Source organism: Zeimonas sediminis (assembly GCF_023721795.1).
GTDB lineage: Bacteria > Pseudomonadota > Gammaproteobacteria > Burkholderiales > Burkholderiaceae_E > Zeimonas > Zeimonas sediminis.
The window spans coordinates 80,670-98,245 of the sequence record NZ_JAMQYE010000002.1; the positions used below are offsets into that span (position 1 = coordinate 80,670).

Sequence of the window (17,576 nt, forward strand, 5' to 3'; positions counted from 1 at the left end):
GAGCCTCAACCTTCTCACCCGCGCGGCTCACGCCGAGTCCGTGCCGCGCACACCGACTCACGAACGACCGACCATGACCGACACGACCACCAAGCCTGCCGTAACGACGAGCGCTGCCGACTCGCAAACCGCCTCCGACAACCCGCTGCTCGACTTCTCCGGGCTGCCGCGCTTCTCGGCCTTCGATCCGAAGCATGTCGGCCCTGCGCTCGACGTGCTGATCGCGCAGGCGCGCGAGGCGCTGGAGAAGGTCACGCAGGACGCGGTGCCGCTCACCTGGGACGAGTTCGTCGAGCCGCTGGACGACGCGACCGAGCGGCTCGGGCGCGCTTGGGGCATCGTCGGGCACCTGAATTCGGTCGCCGATTCGCCGGCGCTGCGCGAGGCCTTCAACGCGAACCTGCCGCGGATCACGCAGTTCTGGACCGAGCTGTCGCAGCACGAGGGGCTGTTCGCGCGCTACAAGGCCTTCGCGGCGCAGCCCGCCTTCGCCGCGCTCTCCGCGCCGCGCCGGCGCACCGTGGAGAACGCGCTGCGCGACTTCCGGCTCGGCGGCGCCGAGCTGAAGTCGCCGGCGCGCGAGCGCTTCGCCGAGATCCAGGACCGCCACGCCGCGCTGTCGCAGCGCTTCTCCGAGAACGTGCTCGACGCCACGAACGCCTTCGCGCTGTACGTGGACGACGAGGCCCGGCTCGACGGACTGCACGCCGACGCGATCGAGGCCGCCCGCGAGGCCGCGCAGGCCGACGGCCGCGAGGGCTGGAAGTTCACGCTGCAGTTCCCGTCCTACCTGCCGGTCATGCAGTACGCGAACGACCGCGCGCTTCGCGAGGCGATGTACCGCGCCTACTCGACCCGCGCGTCGGCCGAGGCGGTCGCGCCCGAGGATGCCGGCAAGCGCAACGCGCTGGACAACGCGCCGGTGATCGACGAGCTGCTGGCCCTGCGCCGCGAGGAGGCCGGGCTGCTCGGCTACCGCAACTACGCCGAGGTGTCGCTGGTGCCGAAGATGGCCGAGTCTCCGGAACAGGTCGCCGGCTTCCTGCGCGACCTGGCCGCCCGCGCCCGGCCCTTCGCCGAGCGCGACCTGAAGGAGCTGCGCGAGTTCGCGGCCGCCGAGCTGGGGCTGGCCGAGCTCGCCCCCTGGGACATGGCCTGGGCCAGCGAAAGGCTCAAGGAGGCCCGCTATTCGTTTTCCGACCAGCAGGTCAAGCAGTACTTCCAGCTGCCGCGGGTGCTCGACGGGCTGTTCGGCCTGGTCGGCCGGATGTTCTCGGTGTCGATCCGGCCCGACCAGACCGAGGTCTGGCATCCCGACGTGCGCTTCTTCCGGATCGAGCGCGACGGCGAACTGGTCGGCCAGTTCTGGCTCGACCTGTACGCGCGCGCCTCGAAGCGCCCCGGCGCCTGGATGGACGACGCGCGCGGCCGCCGGCGGCACGCCGGCTCGCTGCAGACGCCGGCCGCCTACCTGGTCTGCAACTTCCAGCCGCCGGTCGGCAAGCGCCCCGCGCTGCTGACCCACGACGACGTGACCACACTGTTCCACGAGTTCGGCCACGGCTTGCACCACCTGCTGACCCGGATCGAGGACGCGGGCGTGTCGGGCATCTCCGGCGTCGAGTGGGACGCGGTCGAGCTGCCCAGCCAGTTCATGGAGAACTTCTGCTGGGAGTGGGACAACGTGCGCGCGATGACCGCCCACGTCGACACCGGCGAGCCGCTGCCGCGCGAGCTCTTCGACCGGATGCTGGCGGCGCGGAACTTCCAGAGCGGCATGCAGACGCTGCGCCAGATCGAGTTCTCGCTGTTCGACATGCGGCTGCACGCCGAGTACGACCCGGCCGCGCCGGGCACATCGGCAGGCGGCGAGGCGCCCGCGCCCGGCGCAGCCGTGCAGGCCCTGCTCGACGAGGTGCGCCGAGAGGTGGCGGTGGTGATCCCGCCGGCCTGGAACCGCTTCCAGAACAGCTTCTCGCACATCTTCGCAGGCGGCTACTCGGCCGGCTACTACAGCTACAAGTGGGCCGAGGTGCTGTCGGCCGACGCCTACGCTGCCTTCGAGGAGGCGATGGCGATGCCGGATCCGGCCGCGGCGGTAGCCGAGACCGGCCGCCGTTTCCTGGCCGAGATCCTGTCGGTGGGCGGCAGCCGACCGGCCATCGACTCTTTCCGCGCGTTCAGGGGGCGCGACCCGCAGATCGACGCGCTGCTGCGCCACAATGGAATGGTCGAGGCCTCCGACCTGGAACCCTCCCATGCCTGAACCCTGCAGCAGCGGGCGGCCTGCCGGCCGCACCCTTGCCTCCCGGCCCGCGATCGCCGGCGCCGCGATCGCGCTGGCCTTAGCCGCCGCCCTGCCCACTGCGGCCTTCGCCCAGTACAAGTGGGTCGGCGCCGACGGCACGGTCACCTACGGCGATCGCCCGCCGCCGGGCGCGCGCATGCTCGGCCAGCCCGGCGCGAGCGCCGGCGCGCGACCGGAGGCCGCAGCCTCCGCCGGACAGCGAAGCGCCGCGGCCCTGCCCTACGAACTTCGCACCGCCTCGCAGCGGCATCCGGTGACGCTGTACGTGGCAGCCGACTGCCAGCCCTGCGAGCAGGCGCGCCAGCACCTCGTTCGCCGCGGCATTCCGCACCAGGCCCGCGAGGTCCGCACGCAGCGCGACGCCGACGCATTCACCGCGCTGGGCTTCGCGTCGCTGTCCTTTCCCGCCGTGTCGATCGGCCGCGACCGCCTGGTCGGGTTCGAGCCCGCCGGCTGGGACCGCATGCTCGATGCTGCCGGCTACCCGAAGGAATCGAAGCTGCCGCGCGACTGGCAGCTCGCCGGCCCCGAGCCGCTCACCCAGCCCGAGCCCGCGGTCGTGACGCTTCAGGCCGGTCCGCCAGGGGCGGCCGGCAACGCGCCCGAGTCCGCCGCGCCCGTCGCGTCCGCCGCGCCGGTCCCGCGAGAGCGCCGGCGAGCCGCGGCGTCCGAACCCGAGCCGGCGCCCTCGATCCGTTTCTGAGCGGCGGGCGCCACCCGCGCCCGCGCCGCCGATCAGGCCGCCCGCAACAGCGGCTCGGCCCGCAAGGCCGCCAGCCACTCCTCGTTCGTCGGCTCGCAGCCGACCACGACCCGGCTGCCCGCCGGCGACAGCACCGGGGCATTCGCCGCGTTGGCGCTCGCATCGATCTGCACGCCCAGCCAGGCCAGGTCGCGGCAGACCCGCTCGCGGATCGCCGCGTTGTGCTCGCCGACCCCGGCGGTGAACACCAGCAGGTCCAGCCCGCCCAGCACCGAGGCCAGCGCGCCGATCTCGCGCACGATGCGCCGCACGTAGAGCGCCAGCGCCGCGCGCACCCGTTCGCCGGTCGCGTCCTCGCGCGCCTCCTGCTGCAGCAGCACCCGTGGATCCGGCGAGACGCCCGACACGCCCAGCAGCCCGGACTCGTGGTACAGCAGGTGGCCCACCTGCTCGAGCGAAAGCTTCTCGATCTCCATCAGGTAGATGACCGCGCCGGGATCCAGCGCGCCGCAGCGGGTGCCCATCATCAGGCCGTCGAGGGCCGAGAAGCCCATCGTGGTCGCCACGCTCTTGAGCCCGCGCATCGCGCACAGGCTCGCGCCGCTCCCCAGGTGCGCCACGATCGTCCGCCCTCGGGCGAGCTCGCCGTGCCGCTCGGGCAGCGCGATCGACATGTAGTCGTAGGACAGGCCGTGGAAGCCGTAGCGGCGCAGCCCGCGCTCCCAGGCCTCCCAGGACAGCGCCAGCATCTGCTCGACGACCGGCAGCGTGTGGTGGAAGGCGGTGTCGAAGCAGGCGACCTGCGTCAGGCCCGGGTGCGAGGCCAGCATCGCCTCGATCGCGTCGAGCGCGAAGGGCTGGTGCAAGGGCGCCAGCGGAATGTAGCGCTTCAGGTCGGCCAGCACCGCCGTGTCGACCCGCACCGGCTCGAAGTACTTGTTGCCGCCGTGGACCACCCGGTGCACGACGCCAGCGAGCGGCCGGCCGGCCAGTTGCCCGTGCGCGCGCTCGAGGATCAGCTCGAGCGCCGCGTGGTAGGGCCGCTCGCCCCCCAGCTCGATCGATCGGGCCGGGCCGCCGTTCTCGTCGTAGGCGGGCGCGGGCCCGCCGATGCCGCCGATCTTGCCGCCCCACTCCGGCGTGCGCGACAGCGACTCGCGGGTGAAGTCGAACAGCGCGAACTTGATGCTCGACGAACCGCAGTTCAGCATCAGCACCATCTCGGTCATCGCCTGCCTCACTTCTGCAGCACGTATTCGCCCGGCGCGTCGCAGACCGGCCGATAGCCCTTGCGCGGCGCGCCCATCGGCGGCGGCGCCACCGGCTCGCCGGACCTCGCCTGCAGCCAGGCGCTCCACTCCGGCCACCAGGAACCCTCGCGCTCGGGCGTCGCGGCAAGCCAGTCGTCGGCCGACACGTAGGGCCCGCCGGCCTCGCGCGTGCCGATCCGGTAGCTGCGGTGCGGGTGACCGGGCTCGCTGACGATGCCCGCGTTGTGCCCGCCGCTGGTCAGCACGAAGGTGATCTCGGCCGGGCTCAGGTAGTGAAGCTTGTACACCGAGCGCCAGGGCGCGACATGGTCGGCGACCGTGCCCACGCAGAACACCGGCAGTTCGATGTCGCCGAGCGCCACAGGCCGCCCGCCGACCGGATAACGGCCCTCGCTCAGGTCGTCGTGCAGGAACAGCCGGCGCAGGTACTGCGAGTGCATCTTCGCAGGCATCCGCGTCGTGTCGGCGTTCCAGGCCATCAGGTCGCTCATCGGGAGAGGCTCGCCCATCAGGTACTCGTTGACCAGCCTGGACCACAGCAGGTCGTAGGAGCGCAGCATCTGGAAGGCGCCGGCCATCTGCTCGCCGGTGAGATAGCCGGCCTCGTCCATCTGCGCCTCGAGCAGCGACACCTGGCTCGCGTCGATGAACAGCGACAGTTCGCCCGGCTCGGTGAAGTCGGTCTGCGCGGCGAACAGCGTCATCGAGGCGAGCCGATGGCCATCGTCGCGCGCCATCGCGGCGGCCGCGATCGACAGCAGCGTGCCGCCCAGGCAGTAGCCGGTCGCGTGCACCTTGCGCCCCGGCACGATCGCCTCGATCGCGTCGAGCGCCGCGAACACGCCGAGCTCCAGGTAGTCGTCCATGCCGAGGTCGCGATCGTCCCTGTCGGGGTTCTTCCACGAGATGCAGAACACCGTGTGGCCCTGCGAGACCAGCCAGCGGATCAGCGAGTTCTGCGGCGACAGGTCCAGGATGTAGTACTTCATGATCCAGGCCGGCACGATCAGCACCGGCTCGGGGCGCACCTGCTCCGTGGTCGGCGAGTACTGGATCAGCTCGATCAGCCGGTTGCGCAGCACCACCTTGCCCGGCGTGACCGCCAGGTCGCGGCCGACGACGTAGTCCTCGGCGCCGGCCGGCGGCGCGCCGCGCGACCAGCGCTCCAGGTCGTCGACCCGGTTGGCCAGCCCGCGCAGCAGGTTGGCGCCGCCCTGCTCCACGGTGCGCTGGAGCACCACCGGGTTGGTCGGCAGCCAGTTTCCGGGCGACATCATGTCCAGCCACTGCCGCGCCGCGAAGGACACCATGTTCTCGTGGTGCCGGTCCACGCCGCGCACGCCCTGGGTAGCCTCGGCCCACCACTGCTCGGCCATCAGGAAGGACTGCTGCATCAGGCAGAACGGCCACTGCTGCCAGGCCGGATCGGCGAAGCGCCGGTCGGTCTCGCGCGGCTCCACGCAGTGCGGCGCGTGGCCCGGGCCGGCGGTGGCCGCGCGCGCGGCGAAGCGCATCACGTGCGTCGCGTTGGTCCAGGCCAGCATCGCGAGCTCGGTCTGCTTGCCCGGCGAGGCCGCCAGGTGCATCGCCCAGTCGAGGTAGGCGAGCAGCGCCGAGGTGGGCGACAGCGCGCCGGTGGCGCGGGCGACGGCCGCGTGGGCCTGGCGGTCGAGGCGCTCGGCGGGACTGGAGGTATCGGGAGAAGAAGCCATGTCGGTCGACGATCGAATGCCGCAAACCCCGATCATCGGCCAGAAGCACGAAGCATCAAAGTCGCGGTATCGGAGGGATTGCGAGGAAGGCCTCAGGCTCGCACGACATCGCCTTCGTCGCGATCGGTCCAGGGGCGAAGGGCCGTCGTTTATCATCGACGCCATGAGCCTGAAACTCGCCACCTGGAACGTCAACTCCCTGAAGGTCCGCCTGCCGCAGGTGCTCGACTGGCTCGCCGCCAACCCGGTCGACGTGCTGTGCCTGCAGGAGACCAAGCTGCGCGACGAGCAGTTCCCGAAGGACGCGATCGCCGAGGCCGGCTACGAGGCCGCGTTCGCCGGCCAGCCCACCTACAACGGCGTGGCGATCCTGGCGCGCCGCGACACGGTCGGCGCGCCGGCCAACGTGGTCGTCGGCAACCCGCGCTTCGAAGACGAGCAACAGCGCCTGATCTCGGCCACCGTGGGCGGCCTTCGCGTGGTCTGCGCCTACTTCCCGAACGGCCAGGAAGTCGGTTCCGACAAGTACGCCTACAAGCTGCGCTGGATCGACGCGCTGATCGACTGGCTGGCGCCTGCCGTGGCCGGGGCCGTGCAAGACGCAGCCAGCTCCGCCTCGGCAGGCACGGATGCCGCGGCACCGGGCTGGGCCCCCCTGGCGCTGCTCGGCGACTTCAACATCGCTCCCGAGGACCGCGACGTCCACGACCCCGCGCTCTGGGCCGGCAAGATCCACTGCTCCGACGAGGAGCGCGCCCGCTTCGTCCGGCTGGTCGAGCTCGGGCTGGTCGATGCGTTCCGGCTGTTCGATCAGCCGCCGAAGCAGTTCAGCTGGTGGGACTACCGGATGATGGGCTTCCGGCGCAACGCCGGCCTGCGCATCGACCACATCCTGGTCGACGCGGGGATCGCGCCCAGGGTGCGCGCCTGCGCGATCGACCGCGAGCCGCGCAAGCTCGAGAAACCCTCGGACCACGCGCCGGTGATCGTCGAGCTCGAGGACTGAGCCTCAACCCTCGTCGTCTTCCAGGTGCAGGTCCTGGATCTTGCGGGTGATCGTGTTGCGGCCGATGCCCAGGCGCAGCGCGGCGTCGATCCGGCGGCCGCGGGTGTGCTTGAGCGTGGTGCCGATGACGGTCGACTCGAACTCGCGGGTCAGCGCGTCCATCAGCTCGCTGCCGCCTTCGGCGCGCTGCTCGGGCGGCTGGGCGGCCAGCCGACGGGCGACCTCGAGCTGCAGCAGCGCCGACCAGTCTCCCGGTTGCACGAGCCCCGCGGTGCCCTGCGCCGGCGCCGCCGACGGCTCGGACCCGTAGGCCCCATTCGGTACGGCGCCACGCGCCGCGGCCGCCTGCTGGCCGCGCGGGTCGGGAGACGCATCGGCCACGGCCGGAGGCGGAGAGGCGATGCCGGCGGCCGCCGCTTCGCCCGGGACGACCACGCCGGCGTTCGCCTCGCGGATCTCGGGCGGCAGGTCCTTGACATCGACCACCTGCGCCGGCGCCATCACGGTGAGCCAGCGGCAGGTGTTCTCGAGCTGGCGCACGTTGCCGGGCCACGAGAACGCCGACATCGCGCGCATCGCCGCCTCGGTCAGCCGCTTGGGCTCGCCGCCCAGCTCGCGCGCGCTGGCCAGCAGGAAGTGTCGGGCCAGCAACGGCACGTCGGCGCTTCGCTCGCGCAGCGGTGGCAGCCGCAGCCGGATCACGTTCAGGCGGTGAAAGAGGTCCTCGCGGAACAGGCCCTGGCGGACCCGGTCCTCTAGGTTCTGGTGGGTGGCCGCGATGACCCGCACGTTGGCCTTCTGCGGCTGGTGGCCGCCGACCCGGTAGTACTGCCCGTCGGACAGCACCCGCAGCAGCCGGGTCTGCAGCTCGGCCGGCATGTCGCCGATCTCGTCCAGGAACAGCGTGCCGCCCTCGGCCTGTTCGAAGCGGCCGCGCCGGGTCTGCTGCGCGCCGGTGAAGGCGCCTCGCTCGTGGCCGAACAGCTCGGACTCGAGCAGGTCGCGCGGGATCGCGGCGGTGTTCAGCGCCACGAAGGCGTGCTGCGCGCGCGGGCTGTGCTTGTGCAGTGCGCGGGCCACCAGTTCCTTGCCGGTGCCCGACTCGCCGGTGATCAGCACGGTCACGTTCGACTGCGACAGCCGGCCGATCGCGCGGAAGACCTCCTGCATCGCCGGGGCCTGCCCCAGCATGTCCAGGCCCTGGTCGATCGTTTCCTCGACCGCCGCCTCGCGTTCGCTCTCTTCCCACGCACGGCGGATCAGCTCGACCGCGCTCGGCAGGTCGAAGGGCTTGGGCAGATAGTCGAAGGCGCCGCCCTGGAAGGCCGAGACCGCGCTGTCCAGGTCGGAGTAGGCGGTCATGATGATCACCGGCGTGGCCGGCCGCTTGCTCTTGAACTGCTGCAGTAGCTCCAGGCCGCTCGCGCCCGGCATCCTGATGTCGGACACCAGCACCCTCGGGCTGTCTTCGTCCAGGGCGCCGAGGCATTCGCGCGCGCTGCCGAAGGCGCGCACCGCGAAGCCGTCGCGCGACAGTGCCTTCTCCAGCACCCATCTGATCGACTGGTCGTCGTCGACAATCCAGATCTCGTTCATTCCGTTCCGGCTCAAGGCAGTGGCAGGAGGATCCGGAAGTCGGTGCGTCCTGGCCGGCTGTCGCATTCGATCAGGCCACCGTGCTGTTGCACGAAGGTCTGAGCGATCGTGAGCCCCAGGCCGCTGCCGCCTTCGCGGCCCGAAACGAGCGGGAAGAAGATCCTGTCCCTGATCTCCTCCGGCACACCCGGGCCGTTGTCGATCACATGCAAGTCCAATGCCAGTTTCCAGCGATGCTTGGCGATCGTGACCTGGCGGGTGATCCGGGTCTTCAGCACGATCTCGCCGCGGCCGCCCATCGACTGGGCCGCGTTGCGCACCAGGTTCAGCAGCACCTGGATCAGCTGCTCGCGGTCGCCGCGGAACTCGGGCAGGCTGGTGTCGTAGTCGCGCCGGATCGCGAGCCCGTTCGGGAACTCGGCCAGCACCAGCGAGCGCACCCGCTCGCAGACCTCGTGGATGTTGACGTCGCCGACGATGTGCGGATGCCGGTGCGGGGCGAGCAGGCGGTCGACGAGCAGCTGCAGCCGGTCGGCCTCCTTGATGATCACCTGCGTGTACTCGCGCAGCCCCGGCGAGCCGAGCTCGCTCTCGAGCAACTGCGCCGCGCCGCGGATGCCGCCCAGCGGGTTCTTGATCTCGTGGGCCAGGTTGCGGACCAGCTCGCGGTTGGCCTGCGCCGAGTCGAGCAGGCGCTCCTCGCGATCGACCCGCCAGCGCTTGTCGTGCTCGCGAAACTCGACCAGCAGCGCGCCGGGCCCTTCGTCGAGCACCGTCGCGGTGACCAGCAGCAGCATCGGCTCCCGACCGGGGCGCTCGAGCTCCAGATCGGTGCGCTTTTCCTCGAACTCGCCCGCCCTCGCCTCGGCCAGCAGGCCCTCGATCGGTGCACCGTCGACGAACAGCCGCCCGAAGGGCTGGCCGACCACGATGCGGCGAGAAACCTCGAACAGTTGCTCCGCAGCCGGGTTCAGGAAGCTGGCGCAGCCGCTCTCGTCGAGGACGACGACCGCGGTGCCGAGCAGGTCCAGCCCGGCGAGCGGCGAATCGCCGCGGACGCGCCGGCCGGATCCGTCTGGCGCGCCTCTTCCGCTCACTCCCTGATCGCCGCGAGCTCGCGCCTGAGCGAGGCGATGTTCGCCTCGGATCGCGCGATGTCTTCCTTCAACCGCTCGACGCGGTCGAGGTACTTCTGGTAATTGCGCTCGCTGCCGAGCCGCTCGGGTTCGCCGTTGTTGTACTCGCGGCGAAGCGAGTCGAGCCGGCCTTCCTCGCGCGCCAGCTCGGTCTCGAGGATGCTGCGCCGCTCGCCGTCGCGGGCGCGCTGGGTGCCCGGGTCCACGCGCGGGAAATCCGCCGGGCCGGTCGCGCCGGCCGCCGGCCGGGCGGCGCCCTGCTGGCCCGCCGACGGCGCCGCCGGCTTGGCAGCCGCGCCCGCCGGCAGCTTGGGCGCCGGGATCGTGGTCAGCGGCGCCATGTCCAGCTGGCGGCAGTTCTTGCCCGACGGGGAACCCTGGTAGATCGGCACGCCGGTATCGGATTCGCAGCGGTAGACCTGCGCCAGCGCGGCCGGCGAGGCGAGCGAGACCGCGAGCGCGGGCAGGGAAAGCAGGGAGGCGAGCTTCATGGTGTCGAGCCGGACGCGCAGCCCGGCAGCCTGTCTGTCGGAGGGGCGTTTCGAGTGTAGCAAACGACAACGGGGCGGTCGCCCGCCCCGTCGACGAACGGGGCGGCGTGCCGCCCCGCCGGCGTGCAGGGCATCGATCCGCCCCGTCGCCCTCGCCCCCGGCCGATCAGAGGCTGTAGTACATGTCGAACTCGATCGGGTGCGTGGTCATCCGGAAGCGGGTGACCTCGTCCATCTTGAGCTCGATGTAGGCGTCGATCATCTCGTTCGAGAACACGCCGCCGCGGGTCAGGAACTCGCGGTCCTTGTCCAGGTGCTCGAGCGCCTGGTCGAGCGACGAGCAAACGGTCGGGATCTTCGCGTCTTCCTCGGGCGGCAGGTCGTACAGGTTCTTGTCGGCCGCCTCGCCCGGGTGGATCTTGTTCTGCACGCCGTCCAGGCCCGCCATCATCAGCGCGGCGAAGCACAGGTAGGGGTTCGCGGTGGGATCCGGGAAGCGGGTCTCGATGCGACGGCCCTTCGGGTTGCTGACGTACGGGATCCGGATCGACGCCGACCGGTTGCGCGCCGAGTAGGCGAGCTTGACCGGGGCCTCGAAGCCGGGAACCAGGCGCTTGTACGAGTTGGTGCCGGGGTTGGTGATCGCGTTCAGCGCGCGGGCGTGCTTGATGATGCCGCCGATGTAGTACAGCGCGAACTCCGACAGGCCGGCGTACTTGTCGCCGGCGAACAGGTTCTGGCCGTCCTTCCAGATCGACTGGTGCACGTGCATGCCCGAGCCGTTGTCGCCGACGACCGGCTTCGGCATGAAGGTCGCGGTCTTGCCATAGCTGTGCGCCACGTTCAGCACCACGTACTTCAGCAGCTGGGTCCAGTCGGCGCGCTGCACCAGCGTCGAGAACTTGGTGCCGATCTCGTTCTGGCCGGCACCCGCCACCTCGTGGTGGTGGACTTCGACCGGCACGCCCATCTGCTCGAGGATCAGGCACATCTCCGAGCGCATGTCCTGGAACGAGTCGACCGGCGGCACCGGGAAGTAGCCGCCCTTGACCGCCGGACGGTGACCGAGGTTGCCGCCCTCGAACTCCTTGCCGGTCGACCAGGAGGCTTCCTCGGAGTTGATCTTCACGGAGCAGCCCGACATGTCGGCGCTCCAGGTGACCGAGTCGAAGATGAAGAACTCGGGCTCCGGGCCGAAATAGGCGGTGTCGCCCAGGCCGCTGGCCTTCAGGTAGGCCTCGGCGCGCTTGGCGATCGAGCGCGGATCGCGGGCGTAGCCCTTGCCGTCGGACGGCTCGATCACGTCGCAGGTCAGGATCAGCGTCGGCTCCTCGCGGAACGGATCGATGTTCGCGGTGGCCGGATCCGGCATCAGCAGCATGTCGGAGGCCTCGATGCCCTTCCAGCCGGCGATCGACGAACCGTCGAAGGCATGGCCCGAAGTGAACTTGTCCTCGTCGACGACGTGAGCGGGGACCGAAACGTGCTGCTCCTTGCCACGGGTGTCGGTGAAGCGAAAGTCGACGAACTTGACCTCGTTGTCGGCGATCATCTTCAACACGTCTTTGGGCGCTGCGGCCATGCTGGCTATCTCCTGGCTACGGTTTGACGGTGACGGCAGGCCTTCCGCGACATGCCGATCGGGTTCGGAACCGCCGGCACGGGCCGACGGGGGACGACTCAGTGGCTAGCAGTTTCCATGCCAGCGGGTGGCGACGGCAGCCCGGGCGACCGGAACCGCGCACCGGCACGATTATCCGCGCTCCGACACCGGGCGTGGCAGTCGCCGACGCTAGCCGACGGGTATCGGCGGCGCTGCGGCGGGCCGCACCGTGTGCGCAGTGATTGCACCTCCGCGGTGCATTTCGACGCAACGCACCATGCCAGAGCGCTGCGCCGCACTCGGATTGTGCACCCTGCCCGCGGCCGCGCCAAGCCGGACATGCGCCGCCCGCCCGAACGTCCGTTGCCTGCCTGGCGCTTCGGCAAGGATCCGTTCGGGCAGACCTCAACCGCCCTCCGTCCAGCGCCAGTTCGCGAAGCGCTCTCGCAGCTTCAGCTTCCAGAACTTTCCGGTCGAGGTGCGCGGGATCTCGTCGACGAACTCGAAGGCGTCGGGCAGTTGCCAGCTCGCGAAGCGCCCGCCGAGCAGCGCGCGCAGCGACTCGACCGTGACCTCGGCGCCCGGTTTGCGCACCACGCAGGCCAGCGGGCGCTCGCCCCATTTCGGGTGCGCGATCGCGATGACCGCCGCCTCGGCCACCCCGGGGTGGGCCATGATCGCGTTCTCCAGGTCGACCGAGCTGATCCACTCGCCGCCCGACTTGACCAGATCCTTGGTGCGGTCGGCGATCCGGATGTAGCCGTGCGGATCGATCGCCGCGACGTCGCCGGTGCGCAGCCAGCCGTCGTCGGTGAACTTGTCCGGGTCCTGCGGCACCTCGTGATACGAGCCGGTGATGTAGGGGCCGCGGACCTGCAGCTCGCCGACGTCCTGGCCGTTCCACTCGCAGACGCCCTGCTCGCCGACGATCCGCACCTCGACCAGCGGCAGCGGCACGCCGGCGGTGGCCTTGCGGGCGAACCATTCGTCCTCGCCCAGCCTGCCGCGCAGCTCGGGCTTCTCCAGGAACAGCGAGCCGACCGGCGAGGTCTCGGTCATGCCCCAGCCCTGCGTCACGGTGACGCCGTGCTTCGCGAACTGCCGGATCAGCGCCTCGGGCACCGCCGCGCCGCCCACCATGCTGCGCAGGCCGGCCGGCAGCTTCCAGCGCCCCGGGTTCGCCTCGTAGGTCTGGATCAGCGCGAGCCAGATCGTCGGCACGCCGAGCGCCAGCGTCGGCGGCTCGACCTGCAGCAGGTCGAGCAGGTCGTCGGGGTGCAGGTGCGGGCCCGGGAACACCAGCTTCGCGCCGACCATCACCGACGCGTACGGAATGCCCCAGGAATTGGCGTGGAACATCGGCGTGACCGGCAGCACCGAGTCGTTGGCCGAGATGTTCACCGCGTCGGGCAGCGCGCACGACAGCGAGTGCAGCACCGTGGAGCGATGGGAGTAGACGACGCCCTTGGGCTTGCCGGTGGTGCCCGAGGTGTAGCACATCGCCACCGGATCGTCCTCGTGGTGGTCGGCGTAGTGGAAATCGGCCGGCGCGTGCGCGAGCAGCTTCTCGTAGTCGTCGACGGCCGGGATGCCCGCGTGCGGATCGCCGGCGCGCTCGACCACCGGCGCGCCGGAAAAGGGGAACACGATGATCCGCTCGAAGCGATGGTGCGCGGCGAACTTCTCGTAGAGCGGCAGCAGCACGTCGTCGACGATCAGGAAGCGGTCGTGCGCGTGGTGGGCGATCCAGCCCAGCTCGTCGGGCGCGAGGCGCAGGTTCAGCGTGTGCATCACCCCGCCGGCGGCCGGGATGCCGAAGTAGGCCTCCAGGTGCGCGTGGTGGTTCCAGCACAGCGTGGCGACCCGGTCGCCCTTGCGCAGCCCGAGCTTCTTCAGCGCCGAGGCCAGCGCCCGCGCCCGCCGGTGGAAGTCGGCATAGCTGTGGCGCACCAGCGACTTGTCGGGCAGCCGGGAAACGATCTGCTGCGCCGGGAACAGCCTGCCCGCGTGCTCGAGCAGCCGGTTCAGCGACAGCGGCGCGGGCATCATCGTGCTCTTGACGGAATGCATCGGCAGTCTCCTCTCCTGTCTTCGTTCTTCGGCGGGGCGCTGCGGCCGGTGGGTCGCCCCGCGGCGGGCCGGTCGGTCGCCGGCACGCCGTTCAGTCTCTCAGAAATTCCCCGACCAGGTCGTTCAGGAAGCGCATGCCCAGCGCGGTCGGCCGGATCAGCGTCGGATCCGGGTCGAGCAGCCCGCGCTCGGCCGCGCGGGCCAGCTCGCGCGAGATCGCCGACAGCGGCAGGCCGGTGCGCTCGGCGAACATGGCCGCCGGCACGCCGTCGTAGAGGCGCAGCGCGTTCAGCATGAACTCGAAGGGCAGCTCGGCCCCCGACAGCGTGCGGACGAGCTCGACCGCTCCCGCCGCGCCGGCCGTACCCACGGCGCCGCCGGTACCCGCATGGCCACCCGCGTCCCGGGCGCCGAGCGGCCCGCCCGATCCGAGCGCCGCGTCCATGTAGGCGCGCGGATGCCGAAGCCGCGCCTCGCGCACGATCCGGTCGTGGAAGGACAGCTTGCCGTGCGCGCCGGCGCCGATGCCCAGGTAGTCGCCGAACTGCCAGTAGTTCAGGTTGTGCCGGCAGCGATGGCCGGCGCGCGCGTAGGCCGACACCTCGTAGTGGCCCAGCCCCGCGGCGCCGGTCTCGTCCTCGATCAGCGCCTGCATGTCGGCGGCCAGGTCGTCGTCGGGCAGCGGCGGCGGATGCCTTGCGAACAGCGTGTTCGGCTCGAGCGTCAGGTGGTAGTACGACAGGTGCGGCGGCTCGAAGGCCAGCGCCTCGCGCAGGTCGGCGCGCAGCGCGGCCAGCGTCTGCCCCGGCAGCGCGAACATCAGGTCGACGTTGAAGGTCTCGAAGGCGCCGGCGGCGGTCTCGATCGCGCGGCGCGCCTGGGCCGAGTCGTGCACGCGGCCCAGCACTGCGAGCGCGTCGTCGGAGAAGCTCTGCACGCCGATCGACAGCCGGGTCACGCCGGCCTGCGCATAGCCGCGAAACCGCCCGGCCTCGAAGGTGCCGGGGTTCGCCTCCATCGTGATCTCGGCGCCGGGCGCCAGCCGCAGCCGCGCGCGGATCGCCGCGAGCAGCCGCTCGATCGACTCGGGCGAGAACAGGCTCGGCGTGCCGCCGCCGATGAACACGGTCTGCACGCTGCGCCCCCACACGGACGGCAGCGCGGCCTCCAGGTCGGCGACCAGCGCGTCCACGTAGCGGTCTTCGGGCGGCGCGTCACCGTCGCGGAACTCGTGCGAGTTGAAGTCGCAGTACGGGCACTTGCGCAGGCACCACGGCAGGTGCACGTACAGGGAGAGCGGCGGCGGCTCGGCCACGCCCGGCCCCCGACCGCCGCCGACGGGCGACGCGGCCGGGCCGCGCGCGGCGCCGGCAGGCAGGATCGGGATCATCGCCCGGCCCCGGCCAGCCGCGCCTCGCGAAGCCGCTCTGCCAGCGCGCGCATCGCCTTGCCGCGATGGCTCAGGCGGTTCTTCGTGCCGGCGTCGAGCTCGGCCACCGTGAGGCCCAGTTCGGGCAGCAGGAAATGCGGGTCGTAGCCGAAGCCGCCGGTGCCGCGCGGCGCATCGATCACCTCGCCGTACCAGCTGCCGTCGGCCACGAGCGGCTGCGGGTCGTCGGGCGAGCGCACCAGCACCAGCACGCAGTAGTAGTGGGCGGTCCGGTCTACGGCGCCGCCCGCGGCCAGCGCGGCCAGGTCGGCGACCAGCCGGGCGTTGTTGGCGGCGTCTGCGTCGCCGGTTTCCCGTCCGCCCCGCATCGCCGCCCAGCGCGCCGACCACACGCCGGGCCGGCCCCCCAGCGCCTCGACGCAGATGCCGGAGTCGTCAGCCAGCGCCGGCAGGCCGGTGGCGCGGCTCGCGTGGCGCGCCTTGGCCAGCGCGTTCTCGAGGAAGGTGCCGAAGGGCTCCTCGGCCGCGGGCAGGCCGAAGGCCGACTGCGGCAGCAGCTCCAGGCCCAGCGGGGCCAGCAGCGCCGAGAACTCGCGCAGCTTGCCGGCGTTGCCCGAGGCGAGGACGACGCGAGACAGTGCCGTCACGAAGCCAGCGCGGCCTTCTGCAGCGCGACCAGCCGGCCGATTCCGTCGGCCGCCAGTCCGACCAGCCGGTCGAGCTGCGCGCGGCTGAAGGGCTCGCCCTCGGCCGTGCCCTGCACCTCGACGAAGCCGCCGGCGCCGGTCATCACCACGTTCAGGTCGGTCTCGCAGTTCGAGTCCTCGTCGTAGTCGAGGTCGAGCACCGGCACGCCCTGGTAGATGCCGACCGACACCGCCGCCACGTGGTCGCGGATCGGCGAAGCCGGCAAGACGCCTGCCCGCAACAATGCGTCGACCGCATCGCGAGCCGCCACCCACGCGCCGGTGATCGACGCGCAGCGCGTGCCGCCGTCGGCCTGGAGCACGTCGCAGTCGAGCGTGATCGTGCGCTCGCCGAGCTTCTCCATGTCGAACACCGCGCGCAGGCTGCGCCCGATCAGCCGCTGGATCTCCTGGGTGCGGCCGCCCTGCTTGCCGCGGGCGGCCTCGCGGTCGCCGCGGGTGTGCGTGGCGCGAGGCAGCATGCCGTACTCGGCGGTGACCCAGCCGCGGCCCGCCCCGCGCAGGAAGCCCGGCACCTTGTCCTCGACGCTCGCGGTGCACAGCACCTTCGTGTGGCCGAACTCGACCAGCACCGAGCCTTCGGCATAGCGGGTGTAACCGCGGGTGAAGCGGACCTCGCGCAGCGCGTCCAGCGCGCGCCCGCTCGGGCGGATCGTCATGAACTTCCTCCTGTGCGTGCGATCGCGTCGCGGATCTCGCGGATCGTCCGCTCGATCTCGTCCTCGCTGATCGCGTCCGGGGCGGCCTCGTCGGGCGGCCCCACCGATATCGTGGTCGTGATCGCGCCGTCGGGCACCAGCGCCGACGACACGCCCTCGCCGGTCTCCTCTTCGCCCTCCCAGGTCATCGCCAGCGCGGTGGCATTGTCGGCGAGCACGCCGCCGAGCTCGACCGCGCGGCGCACCAGCAGCGGCACGCCGACCAGCACCGAATCCTCGCCCAGCGCGGCCAGCAGGTCGGCCTCGGCAAGCGGCGCCCAGACGCCGTCGCTGCACAGCAGCAGCGTGTCGCCGGCCGCCAGCGGCAGCGGCCCGCCGATCTCGATCGTGGGCTCGAAGGGCGAGCCGAGGCAGTTGAGCACCTTGTTGCGCTCGGGGTGCCGCTCGGCGTCGTCCGGGTGCACCAGGCCCAGGTCGACCAGGTTCTGGACCTTGGAGTGGTCGCGAGTGCGCGCCATCACCGCGCCACCGCGCAGCCAGTAGAAGCGCGAGTCGCCGGCGTGCGCCCACCAGGCCTGCCCCTGCTGCACCACGCAGGCCACGATCGTGGTGCGCGGCGCGTCGGGCAGCCGGTTCGCATGCTGGAAGCGCAGGATCTCGCGGTGGCCGCGGCGCAGCGCCAGGTCGAGGAAGGCCGCCGGGTCGGCCAGCATCGGCCGGGCCTGCGACTGGAACGCGGCGGCGGCGGCCTGCAAGGCCATCTGCGCCGCGATCTCGCCGTGCAGGTGCCCGCCCATCCCGTCGGCGACCAGCATCAGCAGGCTGTCGCGGGTGAAGCAGTAGCCCATCCGGTCCTGGTTGACCTGCCGCTCGCCGATCAGGCTGTCCTGGTAGATCGAGAATCGCATGTCGCGCCCCGCGGCC

General features: G+C 71.6%; 14 protein-coding genes. 3 read left to right on the top strand and 11 right to left on the bottom strand.

Annotated features, from left to right (window positions below; genetic code table 11):
* The first annotated feature begins 73 nt into the window (after positions 1-73).
* Positions 74-2,266, top strand: a complete 2,193-nt coding sequence (locus M6I34_RS15785; RefSeq protein ID WP_272486768.1) for a M3 family metallopeptidase — start codon at positions 74-76, stop codon at positions 2,264-2,266.
* Complete coding sequence (locus M6I34_RS15790; RefSeq protein WP_272486769.1) at positions 2,259-3,011, top strand: DUF4124 domain-containing protein; 753 nt, start codon at positions 2,259-2,261, stop codon at positions 3,009-3,011. Before M6I34_RS15785 ends, M6I34_RS15790 begins: the two co-directional genes overlap by 8 nt.
* 32 nt (positions 3,012-3,043) lie before the next feature.
* Here M6I34_RS15790 and M6I34_RS15795 read toward each other — a convergent pair whose 3' ends face one another.
* Both M6I34_RS15795 and M6I34_RS15800 read right to left on the bottom strand, forming a co-directional pair.
* A complete protein-coding gene (locus M6I34_RS15795) occupies positions 3,044-4,240 on the bottom strand; it encodes an acetate/propionate family kinase (RefSeq protein ID WP_272486770.1) in 1,197 nt (398 codons plus the stop codon).
* Positions 4,241-4,248: 8 nt separating this feature from the next.
* Complete coding sequence (locus tag M6I34_RS15800) at positions 4,249-5,994, bottom strand: PHA/PHB synthase family protein (RefSeq protein WP_272486771.1); 1,746 nt, start codon at positions 5,992-5,994, stop codon at positions 4,249-4,251.
* Between the two features lie 169 nt (positions 5,995-6,163).
* On the opposite strand from M6I34_RS15800, the gene M6I34_RS15805 reads away from it, so the two are divergent.
* Positions 6,164-7,000, top strand: coding sequence for an exodeoxyribonuclease III (locus M6I34_RS15805; protein WP_272487221.1), 837 nt, complete (start codon positions 6,164-6,166; stop codon positions 6,998-7,000).
* A 3-nt stretch (positions 7,001-7,003) separates the two neighbouring features.
* On the opposite strand, the gene ntrC is transcribed toward M6I34_RS15805, so the two are convergent.
* The 9 genes from ntrC to M6I34_RS15850 all read right to left on the bottom strand — a co-directional run bounded on the left by ntrC (position 7,004) and on the right by M6I34_RS15850 (position 17,560).
* A complete protein-coding gene (gene ntrC, locus M6I34_RS15810; protein ID WP_272486772.1) occupies positions 7,004-8,596 on the bottom strand; it encodes a nitrogen regulation protein NR(I) in 1,593 nt (530 codons plus the stop codon).
* An 11-nt stretch (positions 8,597-8,607) separates the two neighbouring features.
* On the bottom strand, positions 8,608-9,693 hold the full coding sequence (glnL, locus tag M6I34_RS15815) for a nitrogen regulation protein NR(II) (RefSeq protein WP_272486773.1): 1,086 nt from the start codon (positions 9,691-9,693) through the stop codon (positions 8,608-8,610).
* Positions 9,690-10,223: a DUF4124 domain-containing protein gene (locus M6I34_RS15820; protein ID WP_272486774.1), complete on the bottom strand. Its 534-nt coding sequence runs from the start codon at positions 10,221-10,223 to the stop codon at positions 9,690-9,692. The genes glnL and M6I34_RS15820 overlap by 4 nt, the downstream gene beginning before the upstream one ends.
* Before the next feature lie 166 nt (positions 10,224-10,389).
* Entirely contained in the window at positions 10,390-11,805 is a 1,416-nt protein-coding gene (gene glnA, locus M6I34_RS15825) for a glutamate--ammonia ligase (RefSeq protein WP_272486775.1), read from the bottom strand.
* A gap of 426 nt (positions 11,806-12,231) precedes the next feature.
* A complete protein-coding gene (locus M6I34_RS15830; RefSeq protein WP_272486776.1) occupies positions 12,232-13,896 on the bottom strand; it encodes a long-chain fatty acid--CoA ligase in 1,665 nt (554 codons plus the stop codon).
* A 91-nt stretch (positions 13,897-13,987) separates the two neighbouring features.
* On the bottom strand, positions 13,988-15,286 hold the full coding sequence (hemW, locus tag M6I34_RS15835; RefSeq protein WP_272486777.1) for a radical SAM family heme chaperone HemW: 1,299 nt from the start codon (positions 15,284-15,286) through the stop codon (positions 13,988-13,990).
* On the bottom strand, positions 15,283-15,924 hold the full coding sequence (gene rdgB, locus M6I34_RS15840; protein ID WP_272487222.1) for an RdgB/HAM1 family non-canonical purine NTP pyrophosphatase: 642 nt from the start codon (positions 15,922-15,924) through the stop codon (positions 15,283-15,285). The genes hemW and rdgB overlap by 4 nt, the downstream gene beginning before the upstream one ends.
* Before the next feature lie 5 nt (positions 15,925-15,929).
* Positions 15,930-16,652 (bottom strand): ribonuclease PH, encoded by a 723-nt coding sequence (gene rph, locus M6I34_RS15845; RefSeq protein WP_272486778.1) that lies wholly within the window; start codon positions 16,650-16,652, stop codon positions 15,930-15,932.
* Positions 16,649-17,560: a PP2C family protein-serine/threonine phosphatase gene (locus M6I34_RS15850; RefSeq protein WP_272486779.1), complete on the bottom strand. Its 912-nt coding sequence runs from the start codon at positions 17,558-17,560 to the stop codon at positions 16,649-16,651. The genes rph and M6I34_RS15850 overlap by 4 nt, the downstream gene beginning before the upstream one ends.
* Positions 17,561-17,576: the final 16 nt, after the last annotated feature.

Bases quoted from the DNA above. Each gene is read 5' to 3' on its own strand.
- glnA (WP_272486775.1), bottom strand. From the start codon at position 11,805: ATGGCCGCAGCGCCCAAAGACGTGTTGAAGATGATCGCCGACAACGAG.
- M6I34_RS15800 (WP_272486771.1), bottom strand. From the start codon at position 5,994: ATGGCTTCTTCTCCCGATACCTCCAGTCCCGCCGAGCGCCTCGACCGC.
- hemW (WP_272486777.1), bottom strand. From the start codon at position 15,286: ATGATCCCGATCCTGCCTGCCGGCGCCGCGCGCGGCCCGGCCGCGTCG.
- rph (WP_272486778.1), bottom strand. From the start codon at position 16,652: ATGACGATCCGCCCGAGCGGGCGCGCGCTGGACGCGCTGCGCGAGGTC.
- M6I34_RS15850 (WP_272486779.1), bottom strand. From the start codon at position 17,560: ATGCGATTCTCGATCTACCAGGACAGCCTGATCGGCGAGCGGCAGGTC.
- M6I34_RS15790 (WP_272486769.1), top strand. From the start codon at position 2,259: ATGCCTGAACCCTGCAGCAGCGGGCGGCCTGCCGGCCGCACCCTTGCC.
- ntrC (WP_272486772.1), bottom strand. From the start codon at position 8,596: ATGAACGAGATCTGGATTGTCGACGACGACCAGTCGATCAGATGGGTG.
- M6I34_RS15830 (WP_272486776.1), bottom strand. From the start codon at position 13,896: ATGCATTCCGTCAAGAGCACGATGATGCCCGCGCCGCTGTCGCTGAAC.
- M6I34_RS15795 (WP_272486770.1), bottom strand. From the start codon at position 4,240: ATGACCGAGATGGTGCTGATGCTGAACTGCGGTTCGTCGAGCATCAAG.
- M6I34_RS15820 (WP_272486774.1), bottom strand. From the start codon at position 10,223: ATGAAGCTCGCCTCCCTGCTTTCCCTGCCCGCGCTCGCGGTCTCGCTC.
- M6I34_RS15785 (WP_272486768.1), top strand. From the start codon at position 74: ATGACCGACACGACCACCAAGCCTGCCGTAACGACGAGCGCTGCCGAC.